This is a genomic window from Cellulosilyticum sp. (assembly GCF_982396655.1).
In genome coordinates this window covers 55,963-77,556 of sequence record NZ_CEVXFV010000012.1, presented here as the reverse complement: position 1 = coordinate 77,556, position 21,594 = coordinate 55,963, and the positions used below count along the sequence as shown (strand labels likewise).

The following is a 21,594-nucleotide window of genomic DNA, read 5'->3' as shown; positions in this document are numbered from 1 at the left end:
ACAGAACTTAAATCTGTGGGCTTCCTTTATAAATAGTATTATTTTAAAGAGCATTTTACATCATCTACGTGGCCAGCTACTTTAACTTTACGATAGATTTTAGTAATGATGCCTGCTTCGTTAATAAGGAATGTACTACGTTCAATGCCGATGCCTATGCGGCCACACATATTTTTTTCTTTAAGTACATCATAAAACTTACATACAACTTCCTCACGGTCTGAAAGAAGAACAAATGGTAAATTATATTTAGCAATAAACTTATCATGAGCTGTTAGTGTATCACGGCTAATGCCTAAAATAACTGCATTTTGGCTTGAAATTTCTTCAAAGGCATCACGAAAAGCTTCAGCCTCTTTTGAACATCCTGGTGTATTGTCTCTTGGGTAGAAATATAAAATAACTTTCTTGCCTAAGTAATCACTTAAAGCGTGTGTCTTTTGGTCAGAACCTATTAAAGTAAAATCTGGGGCTTTCATACCCTCTTCTAAAATAACTTTTGACATATGTTTATCTCCTTGTTTCTGAGAAGTATCTCATTTATAATAGTTTATGATAATAATTATTATATAAAATATATTTTTTGTAAAGTAGATATGATATTTTTTATTATAATAGAGTATGCACTGATTAAAATATTTTTAAAACAAGGAGAAGAAACATGTTGCTTATTATTTCACCCGCTAAAACATTTACAAAGGAAGAAAATCTTGTACCGTATGAGCCTTTAAGATTTGAAGAGAAGACAAGGAGACTTATTGAACGGTTAAAGACGTATACAATTGAAGATTTAAGCAGGCAGATGAAAATCTCGGAGACATTAGCCAAGCTTAATCATGAGCGCTATAGTAGATTTTATAATGGTGGACAAGGAAAGGTAGCTATTGACTATTATTACGGAGAAGCATTTAAAGCGATAGAAAGCACTTCATTAAGTGAAGAGACACGTCAGTTTATGAATAGTCATCTCGGAATTTTATCTGGCTTATATGGCTATTTAAAACCTTTAGATGTGATGCAAGCTTATCGTTTAGAAATGGCCTTTAAGTTTTCTGAAGCAAAGGAAAATCAACTATATAGTTTTTGGAAAGAAACGCTTACGCACTATGTATTAGATGAATTAGCATGCACCAGTGGAGATAAAATTTTAATAAATTTAGCATCAGATGAGTATAGCAAGGCATTAGATTTAAAGGCTATTGCTAAAGATTATAGAGTTTTAAATATTCAGTTTAAGGTATTTAAAGATGGGAAGTATAAGGCTATTAGTATGTATGCAAAGCACGCTAGAGGCCTAATGACACGTTACATTTGTGAGCATCAAATTGAAAATGTAAATGAAATCAAGAAATTTGGTTTAGAGGGATATAGTTTTGAAGAGAAACTTTCGAGTGAGAATGAATGGGTATTTATATTAAAGCAGTAGTCTGTTTAGATTATAGTATTTTGGGTAAACTGAATGATAAGAGGATAAAAATGGGAGATTACTTGAATTCGACAACATATTCCCTTATAATTTAACTATTATACAATTTAAGATGGAGATGAATAAATGAATTGGTTAGAAGTAACAATATACACATCAAAGCAAGGGCTTGAAACAATCACAGGCCTTTTATTACAATTAGGCGTAACAGGTTTTGTTATTCAAGATCCAGATGATTATGATGAGTTCTTGACATTACAAGGCACAACATGGGATTACATGGATGAGGACATGGAAAAGCTTAAAGACTGTGAAACAAGTATTAAATTCTACCTTGCGGAAAATGGGCAAGGACAAGAAATGTTCCATGAAATCAAGAATATGCTTAAACGTCTCAAAGGAGAAAGTGATGACTATGGTAAACTTACAATGGAACTTGGCAATGTCAAAGAAGAAGACTGGGCAAATAACTGGAAACAATATTTCAAACCTTTTACAGTAGGTGAGAAGTTTGTGATTAAACCTACTTGGGAAAGTTATGATACCGAAACAAATCGTATGATTTTAGAGATCGATCCAAACTCAAGCTTTGGAACAGGTCAGCACTATACAACACAGCTTTGCATCGAACAACTAGAAGGTATTATTAAACCAGGTCAAAAAGTACTTGATATGGGGTGCGGAAGTGGTATTTTATCAATAGCAGCATTAATGCTTGGTGCTGAACATGTGACAGCAGTTGATATTGAGCAAAATTCAGTAGATATAGCAAAAGAAAATTTCGAACAAAATAAAATGGATGTAGCTAAATTCACAACATATTGTGGGAATATCTTAGCTGACGAGGCACTCGTTACAACAATTGGTACAGAGTGTTATGAGGTTGTTGTTGCTAATATTGTAGCAGATGTTATTATTCCAATGCGTCACTTATTAAAAGATTTCTTAGTGCCAGGTGGCATCCTTGTAGCATCAGGTGTTATCGGTGAGCGTGCTGAGGAAGTAAAAATAGCACTTGAAAGTGCAGGTTTTACTGTAGAAGAAATTACAGAGAAGAATGATTGGGTAGCACTTCGTGCTGTAGCAAATGTATAAGGCCCCATATAAAAAGTAGAACATATAGAAAAGGATTAAATAAAGTGGCAAAGTTTTTTGTAAATCCGGAAAATGTTAAAGAAAATGAAATTTTGATTACTGGTAGCGATGTAAAGCATATTAAAAATGTGCTGAGACTAAGTGAAGGAAAAGAAATTACAATAAATGATGGACAAGGTCATGATTATGAGTGTATAATAAAACAAATAGATCGTGATGTGATTTCAGCGCAAATCGTAGAAAAAAAAGACGCAAATTCTGAACCACCTTTAAGCACTGTACTTTTTCAGTCATTAATTAAAGGTGAAAAGATGGAGTTTGTCATTCAAAAAAGTATAGAAATAGGTGTTACAACAATCATCCCAATGATTACAGACAGATGTGTTGTAAAACTTGAAACACCCAAAAAACAACAAAGTAAACTAGAACGATGGCAAAAGATAGCGGAAAGTGCTGCAAAACAAAGCAAGAGAGGGATTATTCCACAAATTTTAGCACCAATGACATATAAGGAAGCTATAGCTTATGCTTGTAGAGATCTAGAAAAATCTTGTATCCCTTTTGAAAATGAACATAGTCATTACCTTAAGCGTTTTTTAAGCGGAGAAATGCCAAGTTCAATAGGTATTTTTATTGGCCCAGAAGGTGGCTTTACAGATGAAGAAGTTGCCTATGCCATGCAGCATCATATTTCGCCAGTAACTTTAGGTAAAAGAATACTAAGAAGTGAAACAGCAGGACTTGTGACACTTGCGAATATTATGTATGAGGTGGAGGGAACTGATGATGGAGGATGTAAGATTTCTAGTTGTTGATGATGCTATATTTATGCGGACCGTTTTAAAGAAAATACTCACTGAATCAGATTTTAATGTGGTGGGTGAAGCAGGAAATGGTCTTCAAGCAATAGAGATGGCAGAGCTTTTGCAGCCAGATGTTGTAACGCTAGATATCACTATGCCAGAGATGGATGGCATCCAAGCTATCGAGAAAATATTAGAAGTAAGCCCCAATTCAAAAATCATCATGTGCTCAGCAATGGGACAGCATTCTAAAGTTGTAGAGGCCATTAAACGTGGTGCAAAGGACTTTATTGTGAAACCTTTTGAAAAAACACGTGTATTACAAGCTATTTATAATGTAATGAATAGATAAAAATGAGGGGGATTTTCCCTCATTTTTTTATGGCGTAGTAAAGTTCAAATTGTAACCTTACTATGCTATAGATAATGCGACGCTAGTCGCTTTATTTTAGGTAGGAAAGAAATGGGACAGGAACGGAGAATGGTTTATGAAAACGGAAATATACTTAGATAATGCAGCTACGACCAAACCTCTTGATTGTGTTGTAGAAGCTGTTCAAGAAATAATGATTCATACTTTTGGTAATCCTTCTTCACTGCATAAAAAAGGCATGGAAGCAGAAACTATTATTAAAGAAGCAAGCAAATTCTTTGCGATGCAAATAGGAGGATTACCAGAAGAAATCATCTATACATCGGGGGGGACAGAAAGTAATAATACAGCTATTGTAGGTGCTGCTATGGCATATAAACGTAGAGGAAATAAAATTATTACGACGACAATTGAACACCCTTCAGTAGGTGAAGTTTTTAAATACTTAGAAAGTCAAGGTTTTGAAGTATGTCATTTAGATGTAGATGAAAAGGGTTATATTAACTTAGAAGAGCTCAAAGGTCTTATTGATGATCAGACGATTTTAGTGAGCATTATGCATGTTAATAATGAAATAGGAACAATCCAACCGTTAGAAGAAATTGGAAAGCTTATTAAGACCCAAAATAAAGAAACATTATTTCATGTAGATGCAGTGCAGTCTTTTGGTAAACTTCCTATACAGGTAAAACGTAGTAAAATTGACTTTCTATCTATTAGTGCACATAAATTTTATGGTCCACGTGGTGTAGGACTTTTATATAAAAATAAAGCTGTACGTATGCAAAGTTTATTATTAGGTGGCGGTCAACAAAAAAATGTACGTTCAGGAACAGAAAATACACCAGGAATTGCAGGGACACTTGCAGCTTGTAAATATGTAATGGCACATCAAAAAGAAATTTATGAACATATGATGGCGTGTAAAAAACGTTTAGCTGAAGGCATATTAAATAATATTCCAAATACATGGATTAATGGCCCAAGTATTGAAGAAGCAGCACCATATATTTTGAATCTTGGATTTGAAGATGTACGTGCAGAAGTATTGTTACATGCTTTAGAGCAAGAAGGTATTTATGTTTCTTCAGGCTCAGCTTGTTCAAGCCATAAAAAAGGGCATGGAGATGTTCTTGCTGCATTAGGCATTAAGGGACCAGCACTAGATAGTGCTATTCGATTCTCATTTGCCCATGATACAAGTCTTACGGACATTGACCATGTTATTGAAGTTTTACAAACACAGGTGACTTTATTAAGAAGATATACAGTAGGAGGAAAGAAAAAGTGAAAAATGTATTTTTAATCAAATATGGTGAATTAGCGATTAAAGGGAAAAATAGACACTTATTTGAGAATAGATTATTAAGCAATATTAAAAAGAACTTAAAGAATTTAGGTGAATTTGCAGTTACTAAAGAGCAAGGCCGTATTATGGTTGAACCAATGGAAGAGGATACTGTTGATGTAGGTGCGGTGCTTGATCGTTTAAGTCGTATTTTTGGGATTGTAGGGATTGCTTATGGTCTTAAAGAAGAAGAGGTTTCTTTTGAGGCGGTAAAACGCTTAGCACTTGCACAAATGACTGAAGAATGTGCAGATAAAAATATTACCTTTAAGGTAGAAACAAAACGTGCGGATAAACGTTTTACAATGACTTCTATGGAAGTAAGCTGTGAACTTGGAGCGTATCTTTTAGGAGCACTTGGCGATAAAGTAAAAGTAGATGTGCATAATCCGGATGTTGTTTTAATGGTAGAGCTTCGTAACCATGCTTACGTATATGCTAAAACACATAAAGGAGCAGGAGGTATGCCTTATGGTACAAATGGTAAAGCAACGCTTCTTCTTTCAGGTGGTATTGATAGTCCAGTAGCAGGTTGGATGATTGCTAAACGTGGGGTAGAAGTAGATGCTGTTTATTTTCATGCACCACCATACACAAGTGACCGTGCAAAACAAAAAGTGGTAGATTTAGCTGAAAAGGTTGCAATGTATACAGGAAGTATGAATCTTCATATTGTAAACTTTACAGATATTCAGCTTAAAATCTATGAGCTTTGCCCACATGAACAACTTACAATTATTATGCGCCGTATTATGATGTATGTTGCAGAAGGTATTGCAAAAAGTAACGGTAGTATGGCACTGATTACAGGTGAAAGTATTGGGCAAGTAGCAAGTCAAACAATGCATAGTCTCGTATGTACAAATGAAGCAGCAACAATGCCAGTATTTCGTCCTTTAATTGGTTTTGATAAAGAAGAGATTGTACAGATTGCAAAGCGTATTGATACGTTTGAAACTTCAATTCAACCATTTGAAGATTGCTGTACAATTTTCGTAGCAAAACACCCTGAAACAAAACCGAAACTTGAACAAATTGAACGTTCAGAAAAAGCTTTAGAAGGGATTATTGAAGAAATGATCCAAAAGGCAATTGACGAAGTAGAAGTGGTAAGAATTCGTTAGTCAAAATAGGAATGTATATTCTTAGATAACAAAAAAGTCCACATGAAGTGGACTTTTTTCTAAGGTTCATAAATAAAAGGTGTCAGCGCTTTGATGACTTCATCTGCAATTTCATCATCATAGATGTCTAAACGAAGTGGTTTACCTAGATCTAAACTAAAGATTCCCATGATAGATTTGGCATCAATGATATAACGACCAGATGAAAGGTCAAAGTCGCAATCATATACATTTATAAGGTTAACGAATTGTTTCACTTTTTCAATAGAATTAAGTGAGATTTGAAGTGATTTCATAAATTAAAGACCCCCTAGATTAGTATGCATAGGCTAAATAAGAATTAGAAACCTATGAAGTTACTTGTATAATATATTTAGAAAACAAGAATGTCAATAAAAAGAGGTGATAAATTTGAGAAAAGTAGCATTTTATACACTTGGCTGTAAGGTAAATCAATATGATACAGAAGCCGTGTTAGAAAATTTTAAGTCAGCAGGGTATGAGGTTGTAGATTTTAGTGAATATGCAGATGTATATGTGGTGAATACATGTACAGTAACGCATTTAAGTGACCGTAAATGTCGTCAAATACTTAGAAAAACAAAAAAAATAAATCCAGAAAGTATACTTGTCGCTATGGGATGCTATGCTCAAATCGCAGCAGATCAAATTAAAGAACAAGTTGAAGAAATTGATATTATCGTGGGTACTAACAAACGTAGTCAAATTGTGGAATTAGTAGACCAGTTTATGTCAGAACGTCTGGAGACACTCAATGTGGTTGATGATATTATGGCCGTTGAGAAATTTGAAGAATTAAAGATTTCAGATATGGGCGAACGTACAAGAGTTTACATTAAAGTACAAGAAGGATGTAATAATTATTGTAGTTATTGTATTATTCCTTATGTTCGTGGTAAAATAAGAAGTAGAAAAGAAGAACAGGTTATTGATGAGGTTAAACGTCTTGCTAGCCTTGGCTATAAAGAAATTGTTTTAACGGGAATACATGTCCTTGCTTATGGGAAAGATTTAGGTAATACAAATTTAATGCAGCTTTTAGAACGTGTTCATGAAGTAGAAGGCATTGAGCGTATTCGTATGAGTTCCATTGAACCAGTTGTTGTAACGGATAAATTTATTGAAACACTTAAAAGGTTACCTAAGGTATGTCATCATTTCCACCTTTCTTTACAAAGCGGAAGCCAAACGGTCTTAAAGCGCATGAATCGTAAGTATACAAAAGAAGAATACTTGGAAAGTGTGCATAAATTACAAAGTTTATGGTCAGATGTGGCCCTTACAACGGATATTATTGTAGGATTCCCTGGTGAAACAGATGAAGAATTTGAAGAAACTTTAGCGTTTGTTAAAGAAGTAGGTTTTGCACAAATTCACATTTTCCCATTTTCACCAAGAGAAGGTACGCCAGCGGCTAAGATGAGAAATCAAGTAGAGCCAGCTGTTAAAGAGCATCGTGCAAAAACACTTGGAAATTTAGAAAAAGAGTTACGTCATATCTATATGGCAAAACATATTGGTCAAAGCATAGAAGTTCTTTTTGAACAGGCACATGATGATGGCACAATTATAGGACATACAAGCAATTATTTAAGAGTGAAAGCTAAAGGAAGTGAAATCTTAGAAAATACCTTACAACATGTTACAATTGATGCAGTAGAAGGCGATTTACTTATTGGACATTTAGAAAAGTAAATCTTTCTAATAATATTTTTTAAAATTATATATAGTTTTATGCAGTATTATGTTATACTTAAGCTATATAAGGCTAAGGTGTTGGAGGATGAGTTATATGGAAAATATGAATGAAACAATGCAGTTCAATTTCGGGAACTTAGATAATATATCAACCAGAGAAACACTGATGGACGTATATGTTGCATTACAAGAAAAGGGTTATAATCCAATCAATCAAATAGTCGGTTATATTATGTCAGGCGACCCAACTTATATTACAAGCCACAATGGGGCAAGAAATAAAATTCGTAAGTTAGAGCGAGATGAGATTCTGGAAGAATTAGTTACAGCTTATCTCAAATCATAGATTGGGCTGTAGGGACATAAAATGCCCTACAGTTTTTTTATAAGTGTGACGAAGTGTCACTTGATTTTAGGAGGTACGTTTTGCGTATACTAGGTTTAGATTATGGTACAAAAACTACAGGAGTTGCCGTTAGTGATCCATTAGGATGGACAGCTCAAGGTGTAGAAATTATTAGAAGACAAGAAGAAGAACATCATAAAGCAACGTTAAATCGTATTGCAGAGCTTTGTGAAACTTATAAAGTTGAAAAGATTGTCCTTGGCCTTCCTAAGAATATGAATAATACAATTGGAGAAAGAGGCGAGAAAACGCTTTTGTTTAAACAAAAATTAGAAGCCAAAGTGAAAATTCCGGTTGAAACATGGGATGAACGTTTAAGCACAGTAGCAGCAGAAAGTGTTTTATTAGAAGCAGACGTGAGTCGCAAAAAGCGAAAAAATGTAATAGATAAACTTGCTGCTACAATCATATTACAAAATTATTTAGATGCTCACCAATAAGATTGGTAAAATATAGAAGAGAAGGAAGAGAAAGATGGAAGAGATAGAAAGAATTACTTTTGTAGATGAAGAAACTGGAGAAGAGATTTTATTCGAAATTGTAGATGAAGTACTTTTAGAGGGGGTAAAATACCTTCTTGTAGTAGATGAAGATGATATTTCTACAATTTTAAAACAAATCGGTGAAGAAGAAGACGAAATCGAATATGCACTTGTAGAAGATGAAGACGAATTCAAAAAAGCAGCAACAGAATTCATGGCAAGTGATGAATACGATATCGAGATTTAAAAATTAAGTGATGAGGGGCGGAAGAGTAAGTGGACGCTACAAGTTTTAAAGAAAAATTAAAAGAAAAAGGTTGTAAATTAACATTACAACGTAGAAGCGTATTAGATGTTTTAATTGAACACTGTGACCAACATTTATCGACAGAAGAAATTTATGGTGAGGTTAAAAAGAAATACCCAGAAATTGGACTTGCAACAGTTTATCGTACTGTTCAGCTTTTTGAAGAAATGGGCATTGTAGACCGTCTCAATTTTGATGATGGATGTAGCCGCTTTGAACTGGCATCAGAAGACTCAGTACATCATCATCACCATTTAATTTGTGAAACATGTAATCGTGTATATGAAGTAGAAAATGATTTGCTTTCTGAAATAGAAGCAGAAATAGAACGTGTTTATCAATTTAAAATACATGACCACAACTTAATGTTTTATGGAAAGTGTAAAAATTGTGTAGATAAAGAAAAAGAATAGAAAAGATATATGGAGGTGTAGTCTTGGTACCAAGAAAAGCTAAAAGTAAATTGCGTATTATTCCATTGGGAGGACTTGGTGAAATCGGCAAAAATATGACAGTCTTCGAATACGAAGATGATATCATGATTGTAGATTGCGGTTTAGCGTTTCCACAAGACGAGATGTTAGGAATTGACCTAGTTATTCCTGATATTACGTATTTAATGAAAAATATTAATAAAATTAGAGGGATTGTACTGACACATGGCCATGAGGACCATATCGGTGCATTACCTTATGTATTACAAGAAATTAATGTGCCAATTTACGGTACAAAATTAACAATCGGACTTGTAGAAAATAAGTTACGTGAGCATAATCTGTTAAAAACAACAGAGCGTATTAATGTGAGTCAAGGTGAAACTATTAAACTTGGTAATAATTTTAAAGTAGAGTTTATTCGTTCGAACCACTCTATTGCAGATGCCGTGATGTTATCAATTTGGACACCAGCAGGTATTGTGGTGCATACAGGTGACTTTAAAGTAGATTATACACCAATTAGTGGTGCACCATTAGATCTTCATCGCTTAGCAGAAATCGGTAGAAAACGTGTCCTTGCACTTATGGCAGATAGTACAAACGTAGAGCGTCCTGGTTTTACACAATCTGAAAAGGTAGTAGGTCAAAAGTTTGAAGATGTTTTTGCAGCCAATACAGATAAACGTATTATGGTAGCGACTTTCGCATCTAATATTGACCGTGTACAGCAAATCATTTATTCAGCAGCTAAATATAAGCGTAAGGTTGCAGTTATTGGCCGAAGCATGGTAAATGTTGTGAAGACAGCAAGTGAACTAGGTTATTTATCTGTACCAGAAGGTATCATGATTGAAATCAATGATGTGAAACGTTATCGTGATGATCAAGTAGTGCTTATTATGACAGGAAGTCAAGGAGAACCTATGGCGGCCTTATCACGTATGGCTACATCGGATCATAAACAAATTGATATCAAACCTGGTGATGTTATCATTTTAAGTTCAACACCTATTCCAGGAAATGAAAAAACAGTTTCAAAAGTTATTAATGAACTTTGTAAAAAAGGTGCAAAAGTTGTACGTGAAGATACACACGTATCAGGCCACGCAGCTCAAGAAGAACTTAAACTTATTCATACATTAGTTAGACCTAAATACTTTATTCCAGTTCATGGTGAATACAGACACTTACAAAGACATGCAGAGCTTGCAATGGAGCTTGGTATGCGTCGTAATAATATTCAAATTCCAACAATTGGTGAAGTGATTGAACTTTCATTAGATAGCTGTAAAGTAGTAGGCAATGTACCATCAGGTCAAGTTTTAGTAGATGGGCTTGGTGTAGGTGACGTTGGAAATATTGTTTTACGCGACCGTAAACACTTATCACAAGATGGTTTACTTATCGTTGTGATGACATTAGAAAAAGAATCAGGTATGGTAGTTGCGGGGCCAGATATTATTTCAAGAGGTTTTGTTTACGTAAGAGAAGCAGAAAACCTAATGGACGAAGCGAAATCAGTTGTACGCAGAGCCTTAGATCGCTGCGAACAAAAACATATTGTAGAATGGTCACAAATCAAAACAATTGTAAAAGACGATTTAAGAGAATTTGTATGGCAAAAAACAAAACGTAGTCCAATGATTTTACCAATTATCATGGAAGTATAATAAATCTCTTAAGAGAAATATAAAAGGAGCCATAACAAAATTATTTATAATTTTGTTATGGCTCCTTTTATATTTTAAAGTTTCTCTAATTCTTTATGAAGTTTTTTAAGTGCCTTTTTTTCGATACGGGACACATAAGAGCGGGAGATACCCATTTCCTCTGCAATCTCTCTTTGTGTCTGTTCTTGTCTATTATAAAGACCATAGCGACGTAGCAAAATTTCTTTTTCCCTAGGCTTTAGCAAATTCTTGATCTGCATATAAAGCTTTTTGACTTCAATGTCTAGGTCAACTTGATCGAAAATGGTATCACCATCTATACAAATAATATCAAGAAGGGAGATCTCATTGCCTTCTTGATCAGTCCCAATAGGAGCTTGCAAAGAGGTTTCAGACTTCTTTTTACGATCGGAACGAATACTCATTAATATTTCATTTGCTATGTACTCCCTGTGGAAACATTTGCGTTCACTTATCGTGAGTGCTTCCAATCATAATAATATCAAGGTCTTCACCATCCCACAATACCTTATCGATAAGTGTGCGTATTTGATTTCTTGACCCTACAATATCCTTAGATGCTTTAATAGTAGTCCCAATAGAAAGTACTAAATTATCCATCAGCTCATGTTTATGACTTTCCATTTCGATAAAGGTTGCCTTTTGATTGAGGTTAAAGAGTTCTTCTTTAAGCATAGCAGTTTGACGATCTAACGCATTAATTTGGTCAATGATATATTTACCAGCAGCAGTTTGCTCAGATAAAGATAAAGTACTGACTAAGTTTTTAATAGCCTCTTCATTACTTAAAATTTTATCTTTAACAGATTGAATTTGTGTATTTAGCATTTCACTATGATTTTTTAGATTAATCTTGATATCACTCATTTCAGAGCGTACAAGAGACTGATCATCAGATGCTTTATTTAAGAAGTCAATAACAGCCGTATCAATCTTAGGACCTGGCGCATTACGACAATCACATCTAACACCTTTAGAAGCTTCTTTTAATTCACAAAGATAATAAAACATTTGTGAGCCATCTTTTAAAGTACGCCCCATTTTAGGTCGCATATAGCTACCACATTTATTACAGCGTAAAATGCCAGAGAGCAGAGCATCTTGATTACGTGTTTTTCTAAAAGTCTTAGATTTATTTTGATTAATGAGCTCTTGCACCTTGACCCAATCCTTTCCTTCTATGATCCCTTCATGTTGCCCAATAGCAATAATCCATTCAGAGGCATCTCTTAGCTTATTAGACTTATTTTTCTTTTGAATGGTCTTGTTATAGGCCATAATACCATTCACACCATTAAAGTCTTCTTTATCAACATATATTTCATAATTATTCATATCAAAGTAATGATAAACATCTTCATCTGCTTTTGCATAAACAGGGTTGTTGAGGAGTGTGCGAATTGTAAAACGTGTAAAATTCCCACCGTTTTTAGTTGTCATATGATGCTGTAATAAATACGTTTCTACCTGAGTCAGGCTTTCAAGTTCTAGATACTTATCGAAAATAAGCTTCACCATTTTAAGCTCACTTTCAATAGGTGAAAGTTTAAAGGCCTTTCTCGTTTTACCATGCGCATCTTCAGCATGGATTTCGATAGATTCAAAACCAGTAGGCGTTATGCCACCTAACCAGCGACCTGTTTTAGCAAGTTGCAGCATATTATCCCTAATACGCTCAGCAATCGTTTCCCTTTCAAGCTGAGCAAAAACAGAAGCAATATACATCATAGCGCGGCCCATAGGTGTTGTTGTATCAAATTGTTCCCTAATCGAAACAAAATTAATACTATGCAGCCCTAAATCTTCAATAAGAGAAGAGAAGTCCGCAATATTACGGCTGATACGATCCAGGCGATAACACACTAAAGTATCAAACTTCTTGGCCTGAGCATCCGCTAGCATTTGCTTAAATTGTGGCCTATCAATACTGCCACCACTAAAGCCTTCATCTTCATATATGATTAATTCACATTCTCCAAAATGAGAAGTGATATATTCTTTACACATTTCTATTTGGTTGCCAATAGATTCACCTTTGCCAGTGAATTTGGACTTTCTAGAGTAAATTGCGATTTTCATTGTGCACCTCTTAAATTGCTTAGTATTAATTTATTATATTTTAAATATTGAGTGAATAAAAGGGTGAAATAAAAACCACTAATAAATTAGTGGCTGGTACTATATTATTAAAGTACTATAAATACAAAATAATATTGAGAGTAGTTATAAATTAGATTGTTTAAGTTTTAATGACTCCCTATATTGTTCTGCTGGTGCTACTTTAACAAAATCTACTGTCTTATCAAAATTAGCTTTAACAACTTCTTCAATTTCCTCCAGTGTAACATTAAAGAATTCTCGACGTTGATTAATCATGTTTAATTTTTTGTTTTCAAAGGCTTTATGTAGTGCATTTTCAAGTGCAGGAGCATCTTCTGAGAAAATCATGGCATGTACATCAAAATTAAATGGTACAGATGCATCACCAAGCTCATCAACTCGGTCCATTGGTTCTAATCGTCTAGTCATACCTATTTTAAATACATTTTCACCAAAGGCACCTATATTCGAGATAATATAAACATAGCCAGCACGTTGATTGTTTTGTCTATAATCAATGTCTTGAAGTTGTGTTTCTAGAGTTGTAAGTTGGTTTTGGAGTTCTTCTTGTTTTTCTAAAAGAAGTTCTTTTTGTTCAGCAGAAAGTGAGGAATCTTCAAGTTGAAGTTTAATTTTTTCAGCAGCCTGCATGAAATGCTTTTGATCTTTGTAAATATTTTTACGTGCATCTTCAAGTTCTTTTTGTAGTCGTGCTTGTTCACGCATTTCTTCACGAATACGTTTTTGTTCTTCTTTTTCCTCTTGCTTTTTAACCTGATATTCATATGCTAAGTGAAGTTCTTGAATTTTAAGATTTAAAAATTGATGTGTTAAGCTGACGCGACAAGATTCGTTCATTTTATTTAAAGATTCAAATGACTTATTAATACGTTTTTCCATAGAGTCAATATTATTAAATTTAACGCGATCAATTACATTTTCACATTCAATATTAAAGGTCCTTATGATCTGCTTGATATTATTATTATTCATTTTAGTACCTTCAGCTTTACTACCATTTACTAACCAATCATTCGAGTAGTTTACAGCTGTTTTATCTTTAATTAATTGTTTTTGCTGATTGCGATTATCATTTAATCTTTGCTTAAATTGTTCAGAATTAACAAAAGGATAGAGTGGTTTGTATAATCCAAACTCTTGAAGAAGTATTTCATCATCCATTGTAACGAGTTGTTCTTGTTTAGCAGCAATAGATTGTTCAAGTTGAGCATATTGTGTATTTAGTGACCTAATATCAGCACTTAAGGAATCTTTAGCTGTTTGTAAATTTTTTATGGTGTTTTGTAGTGTCAATGCATCATTGTGCTCTGGTGCAAGCATAGATTGTAGTTGCGTAATTTGGGTATTTAAATTTCTGATAGTATCCTGTAAGGTTAGGTTGGTGTTATGCTCATTTGACAGTTGTGTTTGTAGTGTATTAATTTGTCTTTTGTATTCATTTGTTTTAAATAAATCTAATAGTCCCATATATCTAATTCTCCAGTTCATAATATTAAAAGACATGGTAAAATGTTTGATATGCTGTACCATTATCATGCCTTTTCAGTTGTGTAAATTTTTAGTAGCAAAGAAGCTATATTTAACAAATATGTATATCTTGATCTAATTCTATTAGGAGGTCAGCAAATAGATTAGCTTCATTTTCAAATTTGCTGGTTACCATATATGTATTAGCAGATAAGAAGAGCGTATTTAAAGTAGGATGCATTATAGCATGTCCTAATTCATGTGCACATGTCCATTTGCTTTTAGCATCGTCTAGGTTTTCATTAATTCTTATCTGTTTAATTCTGTTAAAGTAATGATAGTATCCATCCAGTTTGCCTAAAGGCTCTTTTTCAACATGAATGCCTATTAGATCGCATAGTTCAAATGGATTAGTTGTTTTGTATTTCTGTACAAGTTTTTTTATTACGTCTAAAATTTGGAGCTCAGTCACATTATCCCTCCCCAAGTAATCTATTTATGCTGTTATGTGACTTATTGTTTATATTTATTAGGTGTAAACTTTTCTTTTGCAAGTACTTTTGATTGTCTTATTGTGCGTTCGAGGGACGCTAGTAAGAATTCTTTTGTTTCTTCATCCATCTCACTACCTGAAAAGAGTAGACCGGATTGTGACTCTAAGGTTTCTTTTAATTCATCTAATTTCTTTGCAATATCTTTTTCTTCTTTTACTGATAAGTTATCAGTTGGTATATTTGTATTGCCTAAAAGATAATCAATAGAAACATTAAACAGATTTGCCAGTTCATTGAGAGCTGCTGGATCTGGCATAGTTCTATTGGTTTCATAGTTTGTAATAGCAGTGCGAACTACTCCTAATTTTTGAGCTAAGTCTGCTTGTGTCAGATTGTGCTCTTTTCTTAATTCTTTTAATCGTTTAGAGAATATGGATTCATTTTTCATAAATAAGACCTCCGTATAGGTTTATTATAGTCATTTATAATGACTTATTTCTACAAAAGTCATAAATTATAACAAAAATTTAAGTATCAGCTTGACATGTCATTTAAAATGACTTATTATTATGTCATAATAAATGACAAAAGAGGTGACAAATTTGAGAATTAAAATGATTGAAAGACGTAAAGAACTTGGTTTAACTCAACAAACTGTTGCAAATTTTATTGGTAAAAAGAGAAATACTGTAACAGGATATGAGCAAGGAAAGCTGACACCGCCATTAGATATTGCAATTAAAATAAAAGAAATTTTGCAAACTAATGACGATAATATTTTTTTAAATCACAATGTCATAATTAATGACAAATAGCAAAGAAAATGAATTTAAGTAAGTGATGTTCTGTGACATATTATAGAGGTAGTATGTACATGATTAGTAACTTTAAAACCATAATGATTCATTTTTTAAAAGGCATAGGACAAAATTCTACAAGCATAAAATTTACTACATACATATAGGGGTGAGTACTATGAAGGTAAGAGTACACTATCCACAAACTGAAGAGGGTATGCAGCGTTTTAAGAAGCAACTGGCGCATATTCATGCTCAGCTTATTGTAGACTATATTGTTAATCTAGAGTGTAGTGATGATGAAAAACGAAGTTTGTTAAATCGGGCTATTCATGGACCGGAACAAGAGCAGGTAGTCGTACATACATAGGAGCAATTAAGATAGTTTAATTATACAATTCCAAGAAGTGGAAAACAATGAGTTGGCAAATCAATATTTTAAGGAAAACTTGTTTTGTGAAAACAAGTTGAGGGAGGCTTAGGATGAAATCAAATACATTTACAAGGCTTATTGCTGAAGAAAGGCATAAAAGAAAGTTAAGTCAAGAAGCTGTTTGTAAGTTAATTTGTGTATGTGATGCAGCAGTTATTAGTAAATGGGAAAATGGCGTCGTGATACCAAGTGAAGATATGGTCATGCGATTAATCGAACTTTATGAGAATCCACTTATTGGTTACATTTATTTACGCGAATGTACACAAATAGGCAAGATGCTTTTACCTGATGTTGTAACTGCGGATCTAGACAATTTAACTTTGCGGTTTCAGAAAGAATACAACGATATTTTAAAAATCCAGACGGATATGATTGAAATTGCTTGTGACAATGTAGTCCAAGAGGATGAGGTGGAACGCTGGCGAGAGGTACAAAAGGAAATAGCAGAGCTGGCAAGTGTGAGTTTACCTTTATTACTACAAAGTTTTATGAAAAATAAAAGGCCCTTGCAAGGCGGCAACCTTACAAGAGCTTATGTATAATCTAATACACAATTCATTGAGCTCTTTCAAGACGGCAATCCTGGAAGAGTTCGTATATAAAACTTTAGATGTTTTAAGTATAGCACAGGTAACATGATTAGTCAAATTAATACAAAAAAGTATATATTTTAAAGTAAATACAAGCAAATAGATAGGATTTAGGGAGGATTTTCAATGGACAAGGCCGTACAATACGCAAAAAGAAAAATTGCAATGTTTCCAGAAGCTTATAAAGCCTATACCACAGATATGGCGCTTTTTAAAATCTTGGTGGAAGATTGTAGAAAACAATTAGAGGTAGAACAGTTTTCTTTAAAATTAATGGATGCAATAGGAGAGGCAGCTTATGAGAAAAGTGCTATTTGATAAATCACCATTAGTGGTAGATACGGTTTTAGCAACCTGTATTGGACTAAATGAAGCGATTGTATTGCAGCAGGTGCATTACTGGATAGAAATTAATAAAGCGAAGGAACTGAACTTTTATGAGGACAAGTACTGGACGTATAACAGCATGAAAGAATGGGGGAAGTCATTCCCATTTTACGGTGATAAGACGCTAAAACGTATTTTTAATAACTTAGAAAAGCTAGGCATTTTAAAAACAGGGAATTTTAATAAGCTGAGAATGGATAGAACCAAGTGGTACACCATTGATTATGATAGGCTAGAAGCTTATATTGACGAGCAAGCAGCAGCTGAAAATGCAGCTGAAGAAAAAGCATGTCCAGAGGCAGCGGACAAGCTTGGACAAAATGACCCTATGCAATATCCCAAATGGGAAAATGCAAGAGGACAAAATGACCCAATGGAAGGGGACAAAATGACCCAATGCAAAGGGACAAAATGGCCCAATGCATATGGACAAAATGACCCAACCAATACCAGAGATTTCTCTAAGACTTCTTCAGAGACTTACCCAGAGACTTCATCATCATCTTTTGAACAAGTGGTGGACTTTTTCCAAAACAATTTTTATTTACCTAAAGCATATGAAGCAGAGGTTTTAAACGATTTAGTGACATGCTACGGTGCAGAGCTGGTATTAATGGCGATGAAAATTGCACGTAAGAATAATGCAAGGGGGCTTAGGTATATTGAAAAAGTATTAGTGAATTGGGGAGAAGTAGGGATTAGATCAACAACCGCATTAGAAAATTACTTAAAGGCAAGAGAGGAAAAACAAGATGGACAAAAGAGTGGAAATCATGAATCGTTTAATGACAAAGACGCCTATGCAGGACTTGGACTTAATTTGTCAGATTTGCAGTAAATGTGGCACACCACAGGAATATATCTTAGAAGTTTTAGGACGTAAGCGAAAAGTTAAAATCCCTTGTGCATGTGAAAGTGAAGCTTATGCCAAAAAGCAGGAAGAAGAACAAAACAAGGAAAAGCTTAGAATGCTTGAACGCTTAAAACGATATTCACTCATGGATGGTGCTTTTGAACAATGCACATTTGAAAATTGGCAACTAGATGAGCGTAATAAGGTGTGGTATAAGCTAGGTAAAAATTATTGTGAGAACTGGCAAAACATGAAGCAGCAGAATGTAGGTATGTTATTTTATGGCTCACCAGGTACAGGTAAGAGCTACTTAAGTTTTTGCATTGCCAATGAGTTACTTAGGCAATATGTACCGGTTATTGCTACAAGTAGCATTAACATAATTAATAAAATTTATGAATCATATAGGTCGTATGGTGAAGAAGGCGAAGTGGCTATTTTAAATCAGTTTAAGCAGGCAAGTCTAGTGATTTTAGATGATTTAGGTGCTGAGCATGAAGGCAAGACGGGTAAAGAAAAGCAGATTATTTATTCGCTAATTGATACACGTATGCGATTACAACTGCCCACAATTATTACAACCAACTTAACACCTCAACAGCTTAAGAATAAGCTAACAGGTGCAGATGGTGTACATAGAACATATGACCGCATTGTTGAGTCTTGCCCAGCTATTGAGATAACAGGGGAATCAAAACGTATTGATAACGCTAAACAAAAACTAAGTATCGTGAGAAATTTAGTGAGGTGACAAAATGGATCTAACAGTAGGATGCAAAGAGCAGGTAGGAGCACACTGGATTTACCATTTACGAAATGGCACTGTATTATCTCAGGAAGAATGGATAAATTATGTAAAAGACCATATTGCGACCTATGACAATAAGTGTGTTTTTGAACACATAAGAAGTACAGTTAAACTTTGGAGTAAGCAAGATACTTTGGAAGAAATCGCCTTACAAGTATATGCTTCAAAGTATTGTACGAATTTGCAATTAGCACCACAGCAGATGAAACATCAACTACAAGTGGTAATAGATGAGATGGGTTGTAAACAGCTTTCGTTTTATTAACGTGGTCATACACTTGAAATCACAAGACATTAAGTAAGCAAGATAGAAAGGCAGATAGAAGATGAACAATGAAAAAGCATTAGAAATCTCAAAATGGATGAACTTAGTGGCTAATCGCTATAACAAATCAATAGTAACAGTTATCGCGGAGTTTAAAAGCGCAATAGAAGAACTTGAAGATATTGAACTTGCAAAATTGTGTGTAGTAAAGAGATTAAGCTAAAGGGGTGAGGGAAATGACAGTTATGCTAAAAGAGATTGCTGAGATTGTATATGATATGCAGATGAGTGATACAGATAAAGTGGAGGCACTTAAAGAATATATTGAAAGCGGTAATGAAAGTTAGCAAATAGAGGATAATGGAGGAGACTATGCAAAATGTGAAATGGACAGCAGAGATGGATCAGTTTATCAAAGCGTATTATACCAAGATAGGACCAGTAGCAGCAGCTCAAAGATTAGGTGTAAGGACAGCAGCAGTGAGTGAAAGAGCATTATGGCTAGGTGCGACAAAGCGCCAAGATAGCTTAGAGCTAAGGGACTTTGATTGTTATGACTTAAAGTATCAAGCCTTAAAGCAAAACATTCAGGTAGGAAGTCAGTTAAGCTTTCCGGTGGAGCAGGTTATGAATGACCAGGTGATAAAGTGTATGCAGTTAAAGCAGGTAGTAGCGATTTATCCAAGTTATATTGTGCTGGATAATGGCAAGTACAAAGAGACAATGATGTACAAAGACTTAATTGATTTACTTAAAACATCATAAAACTAAATAAAAGATGATAAAAGAAAATAAAACATCATAAAAAATAATAAAACTACGTAAAAAGGTTGAGGCTTATGGATAAGTTGGACTTTATGATTTTAAATATTTTAGATGAAAACAAGGCAAATTCAATTATTAGTGGTATGTCACGTAAAACAATACTCGAACAGATGGAAATAGGTGCACAAAATCTTTTCTTAAGGCTCGGCAAACTGGTAAGGGCGGAGCTTGTAGCTAATGGCCTTAAAGAAGGACGTGAACATACATATTTTATTACAAAACAAGGGATAGAAAAATTTAGGGAGGTACTCAAATGAAAAATAGAATAGGTTTTATTGCAGTAGGACAAGCAGGTGGCAATATAGGCAGTATGCTCGAAAAGAATGGTTATAACGTATTATTTTTAAATACATCAATAGAAGATTTAGATACATTAACTAAAGTGAAGTTTAAGTATCACATTAAGGGCGGTGAAGGCTGTAATAAAGATAGAAATAAGGCAAAAGAGCTAGTGGTAGAAGACTTTGAACAAATTGCCAGTGCCATTCAGCAAAAGATTCCTGAAGATTTTATTTATGTGATATTCAGTAGTGGTGGCGGGACAGGATCAGGTGCATCACCTATGCTTATTGATTTATTAGGACAACATATGGAGAAAAAGGTTGGTGCCATTACAATTATACCAGGTGAAAATGAACCACTTAAAACCCATATTAACTCGTATGAGTGCTTTAGAGAATTAGCAGATATTGAAATGGCAAGTACTATTGTTTTAGATAATAATGCCTATAAAAATAAGCTGATAATCAATCAAGAATTTGTAAAGGCTTTTGATCAAATGATGGATATGCCAAATCATAAAGATGTAAGAGGGAATATCGATAAGGCAGAGATTAAGGAGTTAATTGAAACAAGGGGAATGTTAACCATTAACAAAGTGGAAAAAGCAGAAACAACAGCAGCTAAATTAGTAGAAAGCTTTAAAAACAATATCTATGCACCAATGGAAAGAGACTACGTCATTAAATACATAGGTTTATTAGCAGCAAGAAGTTTTGAAGTCAGTGAGCTAAAGAAAGAAATAGGAAACTACTTAGATGTTTTTCAAGGTTATCATAGCGACTATACAGTATGCGTTTTAGCAGGATTAAGCTTACCTTTCACAAGACTTTTAGAAATGAAAGAGAAGGTCAAGGCTAGTCAAGCAACCATTACAAATAATTTAAGTGCAACAAGTATCAATAAGCTCAATGAAGAGATAGACTTTTTAGGAGGCATCACGCCGCAAGTAAAAGCTGTTAAAGCAAGCAGTACCAATGATATTTTTGCAAAATACCGTAAGAAATAAAAGTGGAATAGATTTAAAAACACTTATGCCCAGGTTATGGCTGCATAAGTGT

General features: G+C 34.1%; 30 protein-coding genes. 23 read left to right on the top strand and 7 right to left on the bottom strand.

Annotated features, from left to right (window positions below; all coding sequences use genetic code 11):
- Positions 1 to 38: 38 nt before the first annotated feature.
- Positions 39 to 494 (bottom strand): peroxiredoxin, encoded by a 456-nt coding sequence (locus tag AC1VAQ_RS07435; RefSeq protein WP_334306955.1) that lies wholly within the window; start codon positions 492 to 494, stop codon positions 39 to 41.
- 167 nt (positions 495 to 661) lie between these two features.
- Here AC1VAQ_RS07435 and AC1VAQ_RS07430 point away from each other — a divergent pair, with 167 nt between their 5' ends.
- From AC1VAQ_RS07430 to thiI, 6 genes are all read left to right on the top strand, one after another.
- A complete protein-coding gene (locus AC1VAQ_RS07430) occupies positions 662 to 1,426 on the top strand; it encodes a YaaA family protein (RefSeq protein WP_302597769.1) in 765 nt (254 codons plus the stop codon).
- A 126-nt stretch (positions 1,427 to 1,552) separates the two neighbouring features.
- Positions 1,553 to 2,521, top strand: coding sequence for a 50S ribosomal protein L11 methyltransferase (gene prmA / locus AC1VAQ_RS07425; RefSeq protein WP_479903753.1), 969 nt, complete (start codon positions 1,553 to 1,555; stop codon positions 2,519 to 2,521).
- 44 nt (positions 2,522 to 2,565) lie between these two features.
- The gene (locus tag AC1VAQ_RS07420) at positions 2,566 to 3,336 is read left to right on the top strand and encodes a 16S rRNA (uracil(1498)-N(3))-methyltransferase (protein WP_479903752.1); all 771 of its coding nucleotides are present in this window, start codon (positions 2,566 to 2,568) and stop codon (positions 3,334 to 3,336) included.
- On the top strand, positions 3,308 to 3,676 hold the full coding sequence (locus tag AC1VAQ_RS07415) for a response regulator (RefSeq protein ID WP_302597798.1): 369 nt from the start codon (positions 3,308 to 3,310) through the stop codon (positions 3,674 to 3,676). Before AC1VAQ_RS07420 ends, AC1VAQ_RS07415 begins: the two co-directional genes overlap by 29 nt.
- 136 nt (positions 3,677 to 3,812) lie before the next feature.
- Entirely contained in the window at positions 3,813 to 4,988 is a 1,176-nt protein-coding gene (locus AC1VAQ_RS07410) for a cysteine desulfurase family protein (protein ID WP_302597772.1), read from the top strand.
- Positions 4,985 to 6,169, top strand: a complete 1,185-nt coding sequence (thiI, locus tag AC1VAQ_RS07405; protein ID WP_302597773.1) for a tRNA uracil 4-sulfurtransferase ThiI — start codon at positions 4,985 to 4,987, stop codon at positions 6,167 to 6,169. Before AC1VAQ_RS07410 ends, thiI begins: the two co-directional genes overlap by 4 nt.
- Before the next feature lie 59 nt (positions 6,170 to 6,228).
- Here the strand turns inward: thiI and AC1VAQ_RS07400 are convergent, their stop codons facing one another.
- A complete protein-coding gene (locus AC1VAQ_RS07400) occupies positions 6,229 to 6,465 on the bottom strand; it encodes an HPr family phosphocarrier protein (RefSeq protein WP_302597774.1) in 237 nt (78 codons plus the stop codon).
- Between the two features lie 115 nt (positions 6,466 to 6,580).
- On the opposite strand from AC1VAQ_RS07400, the gene mtaB reads away from it, so the two are divergent.
- The 6 genes from mtaB to AC1VAQ_RS07370 all read left to right on the top strand — a co-directional run bounded on the left by mtaB (position 6,581) and on the right by AC1VAQ_RS07370 (position 11,190).
- Complete coding sequence (gene mtaB / locus AC1VAQ_RS07395; protein ID WP_302597776.1) at positions 6,581 to 7,885, top strand: tRNA (N(6)-L-threonylcarbamoyladenosine(37)-C(2))-methylthiotransferase MtaB; 1,305 nt, start codon at positions 6,581 to 6,583, stop codon at positions 7,883 to 7,885.
- Between the two features lie 97 nt (positions 7,886 to 7,982).
- Positions 7,983 to 8,234: an IreB family regulatory phosphoprotein gene (locus AC1VAQ_RS07390; protein ID WP_479903751.1), complete on the top strand. Its 252-nt coding sequence runs from the start codon at positions 7,983 to 7,985 to the stop codon at positions 8,232 to 8,234.
- Between the two features lie 80 nt (positions 8,235 to 8,314).
- On the top strand, positions 8,315 to 8,734 hold the full coding sequence (ruvX, locus tag AC1VAQ_RS07385) for a Holliday junction resolvase RuvX (protein ID WP_302597777.1): 420 nt from the start codon (positions 8,315 to 8,317) through the stop codon (positions 8,732 to 8,734).
- 34 nt (positions 8,735 to 8,768) lie between these two features.
- Positions 8,769 to 9,023: a DUF1292 domain-containing protein gene (locus tag AC1VAQ_RS07380; protein ID WP_479903750.1), complete on the top strand. Its 255-nt coding sequence runs from the start codon at positions 8,769 to 8,771 to the stop codon at positions 9,021 to 9,023.
- 29 nt (positions 9,024 to 9,052) lie between these two features.
- The gene (locus AC1VAQ_RS07375; RefSeq protein WP_302597779.1) at positions 9,053 to 9,496 is read left to right on the top strand and encodes a Fur family transcriptional regulator; all 444 of its coding nucleotides are present in this window, start codon (positions 9,053 to 9,055) and stop codon (positions 9,494 to 9,496) included.
- A 23-nt stretch (positions 9,497 to 9,519) separates the two neighbouring features.
- A complete protein-coding gene (locus AC1VAQ_RS07370; protein ID WP_302597780.1) occupies positions 9,520 to 11,190 on the top strand; it encodes a ribonuclease J in 1,671 nt (556 codons plus the stop codon).
- 74 nt (positions 11,191 to 11,264) lie between these two features.
- Here AC1VAQ_RS07370 and AC1VAQ_RS07365 read toward each other — a convergent pair whose 3' ends face one another.
- The 5 genes from AC1VAQ_RS07365 to AC1VAQ_RS07345 all read right to left on the bottom strand — a co-directional run bounded on the left by AC1VAQ_RS07365 (position 11,265) and on the right by AC1VAQ_RS07345 (position 15,741).
- The gene (locus AC1VAQ_RS07365) at positions 11,265 to 11,681 is read right to left on the bottom strand and encodes a sigma-70 family RNA polymerase sigma factor (protein WP_479903749.1); all 417 of its coding nucleotides are present in this window, start codon (positions 11,679 to 11,681) and stop codon (positions 11,265 to 11,267) included.
- Complete coding sequence (locus AC1VAQ_RS07360; protein WP_479903748.1) at positions 11,659 to 13,290, bottom strand: recombinase family protein; 1,632 nt, start codon at positions 13,288 to 13,290, stop codon at positions 11,659 to 11,661. The genes AC1VAQ_RS07365 and AC1VAQ_RS07360 overlap by 23 nt, the downstream gene beginning before the upstream one ends.
- Positions 13,291 to 13,434: 144 nt before the next feature.
- Positions 13,435 to 14,820, bottom strand: a complete 1,386-nt coding sequence (locus AC1VAQ_RS07355) for an SNIPE associated domain-containing protein (RefSeq protein ID WP_479903747.1) — start codon at positions 14,818 to 14,820, stop codon at positions 13,435 to 13,437.
- A 91-nt stretch (positions 14,821 to 14,911) separates the two neighbouring features.
- A complete protein-coding gene (locus AC1VAQ_RS07350) occupies positions 14,912 to 15,271 on the bottom strand; it encodes an ImmA/IrrE family metallo-endopeptidase (protein ID WP_479903746.1) in 360 nt (119 codons plus the stop codon).
- A gap of 41 nt (positions 15,272 to 15,312) precedes the next feature.
- Entirely contained in the window at positions 15,313 to 15,741 is a 429-nt protein-coding gene (locus AC1VAQ_RS07345) for a helix-turn-helix domain-containing protein (protein ID WP_479903745.1), read from the bottom strand.
- Between the two features lie 166 nt (positions 15,742 to 15,907).
- Between AC1VAQ_RS07345 and AC1VAQ_RS07340 the strand changes: the two genes are divergently transcribed.
- From AC1VAQ_RS07340 to AC1VAQ_RS07290, 11 genes are all read left to right on the top strand, one after another.
- A complete protein-coding gene (locus AC1VAQ_RS07340) occupies positions 15,908 to 16,108 on the top strand; it encodes a helix-turn-helix transcriptional regulator (RefSeq protein WP_479903744.1) in 201 nt (66 codons plus the stop codon).
- A gap of 160 nt (positions 16,109 to 16,268) precedes the next feature.
- Positions 16,269 to 16,460: a hypothetical protein gene (locus tag AC1VAQ_RS07335; protein ID WP_479903743.1), complete on the top strand. Its 192-nt coding sequence runs from the start codon at positions 16,269 to 16,271 to the stop codon at positions 16,458 to 16,460.
- A 113-nt stretch (positions 16,461 to 16,573) separates the two neighbouring features.
- Complete coding sequence (locus tag AC1VAQ_RS07330; RefSeq protein ID WP_479903742.1) at positions 16,574 to 17,068, top strand: helix-turn-helix domain-containing protein; 495 nt, start codon at positions 16,574 to 16,576, stop codon at positions 17,066 to 17,068.
- Positions 17,069 to 17,242: 174 nt separating this feature from the next.
- Positions 17,243 to 17,434 (top strand): hypothetical protein, encoded by a 192-nt coding sequence (locus AC1VAQ_RS07325; RefSeq protein WP_479903741.1) that lies wholly within the window; start codon positions 17,243 to 17,245, stop codon positions 17,432 to 17,434.
- Complete coding sequence (locus AC1VAQ_RS07320; protein WP_479903740.1) at positions 17,415 to 18,341, top strand: DnaD domain-containing protein; 927 nt, start codon at positions 17,415 to 17,417, stop codon at positions 18,339 to 18,341. The genes AC1VAQ_RS07325 and AC1VAQ_RS07320 overlap by 20 nt, the downstream gene beginning before the upstream one ends.
- A complete protein-coding gene (locus AC1VAQ_RS07315) occupies positions 18,256 to 19,107 on the top strand; it encodes an ATP-binding protein (protein WP_479903739.1) in 852 nt (283 codons plus the stop codon). Before AC1VAQ_RS07320 ends, AC1VAQ_RS07315 begins: the two co-directional genes overlap by 86 nt.
- A gap of 4 nt (positions 19,108 to 19,111) precedes the next feature.
- Positions 19,112 to 19,429: a hypothetical protein gene (locus AC1VAQ_RS07310; protein ID WP_479903738.1), complete on the top strand. Its 318-nt coding sequence runs from the start codon at positions 19,112 to 19,114 to the stop codon at positions 19,427 to 19,429.
- Positions 19,430 to 19,490: 61 nt separating this feature from the next.
- Positions 19,491 to 19,652 carry a hypothetical protein gene (locus tag AC1VAQ_RS07305; RefSeq protein WP_479903737.1) on the top strand — a complete coding sequence of 54 codons (162 nt, stop codon included), beginning with the start codon at positions 19,491 to 19,493 and terminating at the stop codon, positions 19,650 to 19,652.
- Between the two features lie 149 nt (positions 19,653 to 19,801).
- Positions 19,802 to 20,194, top strand: a complete 393-nt coding sequence (locus tag AC1VAQ_RS07300) for a hypothetical protein (RefSeq protein WP_479903736.1) — start codon at positions 19,802 to 19,804, stop codon at positions 20,192 to 20,194.
- A gap of 74 nt (positions 20,195 to 20,268) precedes the next feature.
- Positions 20,269 to 20,511 (top strand): hypothetical protein, encoded by a 243-nt coding sequence (locus AC1VAQ_RS07295; protein WP_479903735.1) that lies wholly within the window; start codon positions 20,269 to 20,271, stop codon positions 20,509 to 20,511.
- Entirely contained in the window at positions 20,508 to 21,542 is a 1,035-nt protein-coding gene (locus AC1VAQ_RS07290) for an FtsZ/tubulin family protein (RefSeq protein WP_479903734.1), read from the top strand. Before AC1VAQ_RS07295 ends, AC1VAQ_RS07290 begins: the two co-directional genes overlap by 4 nt.
- Positions 21,543 to 21,594 lie beyond the last annotated feature (52 nt).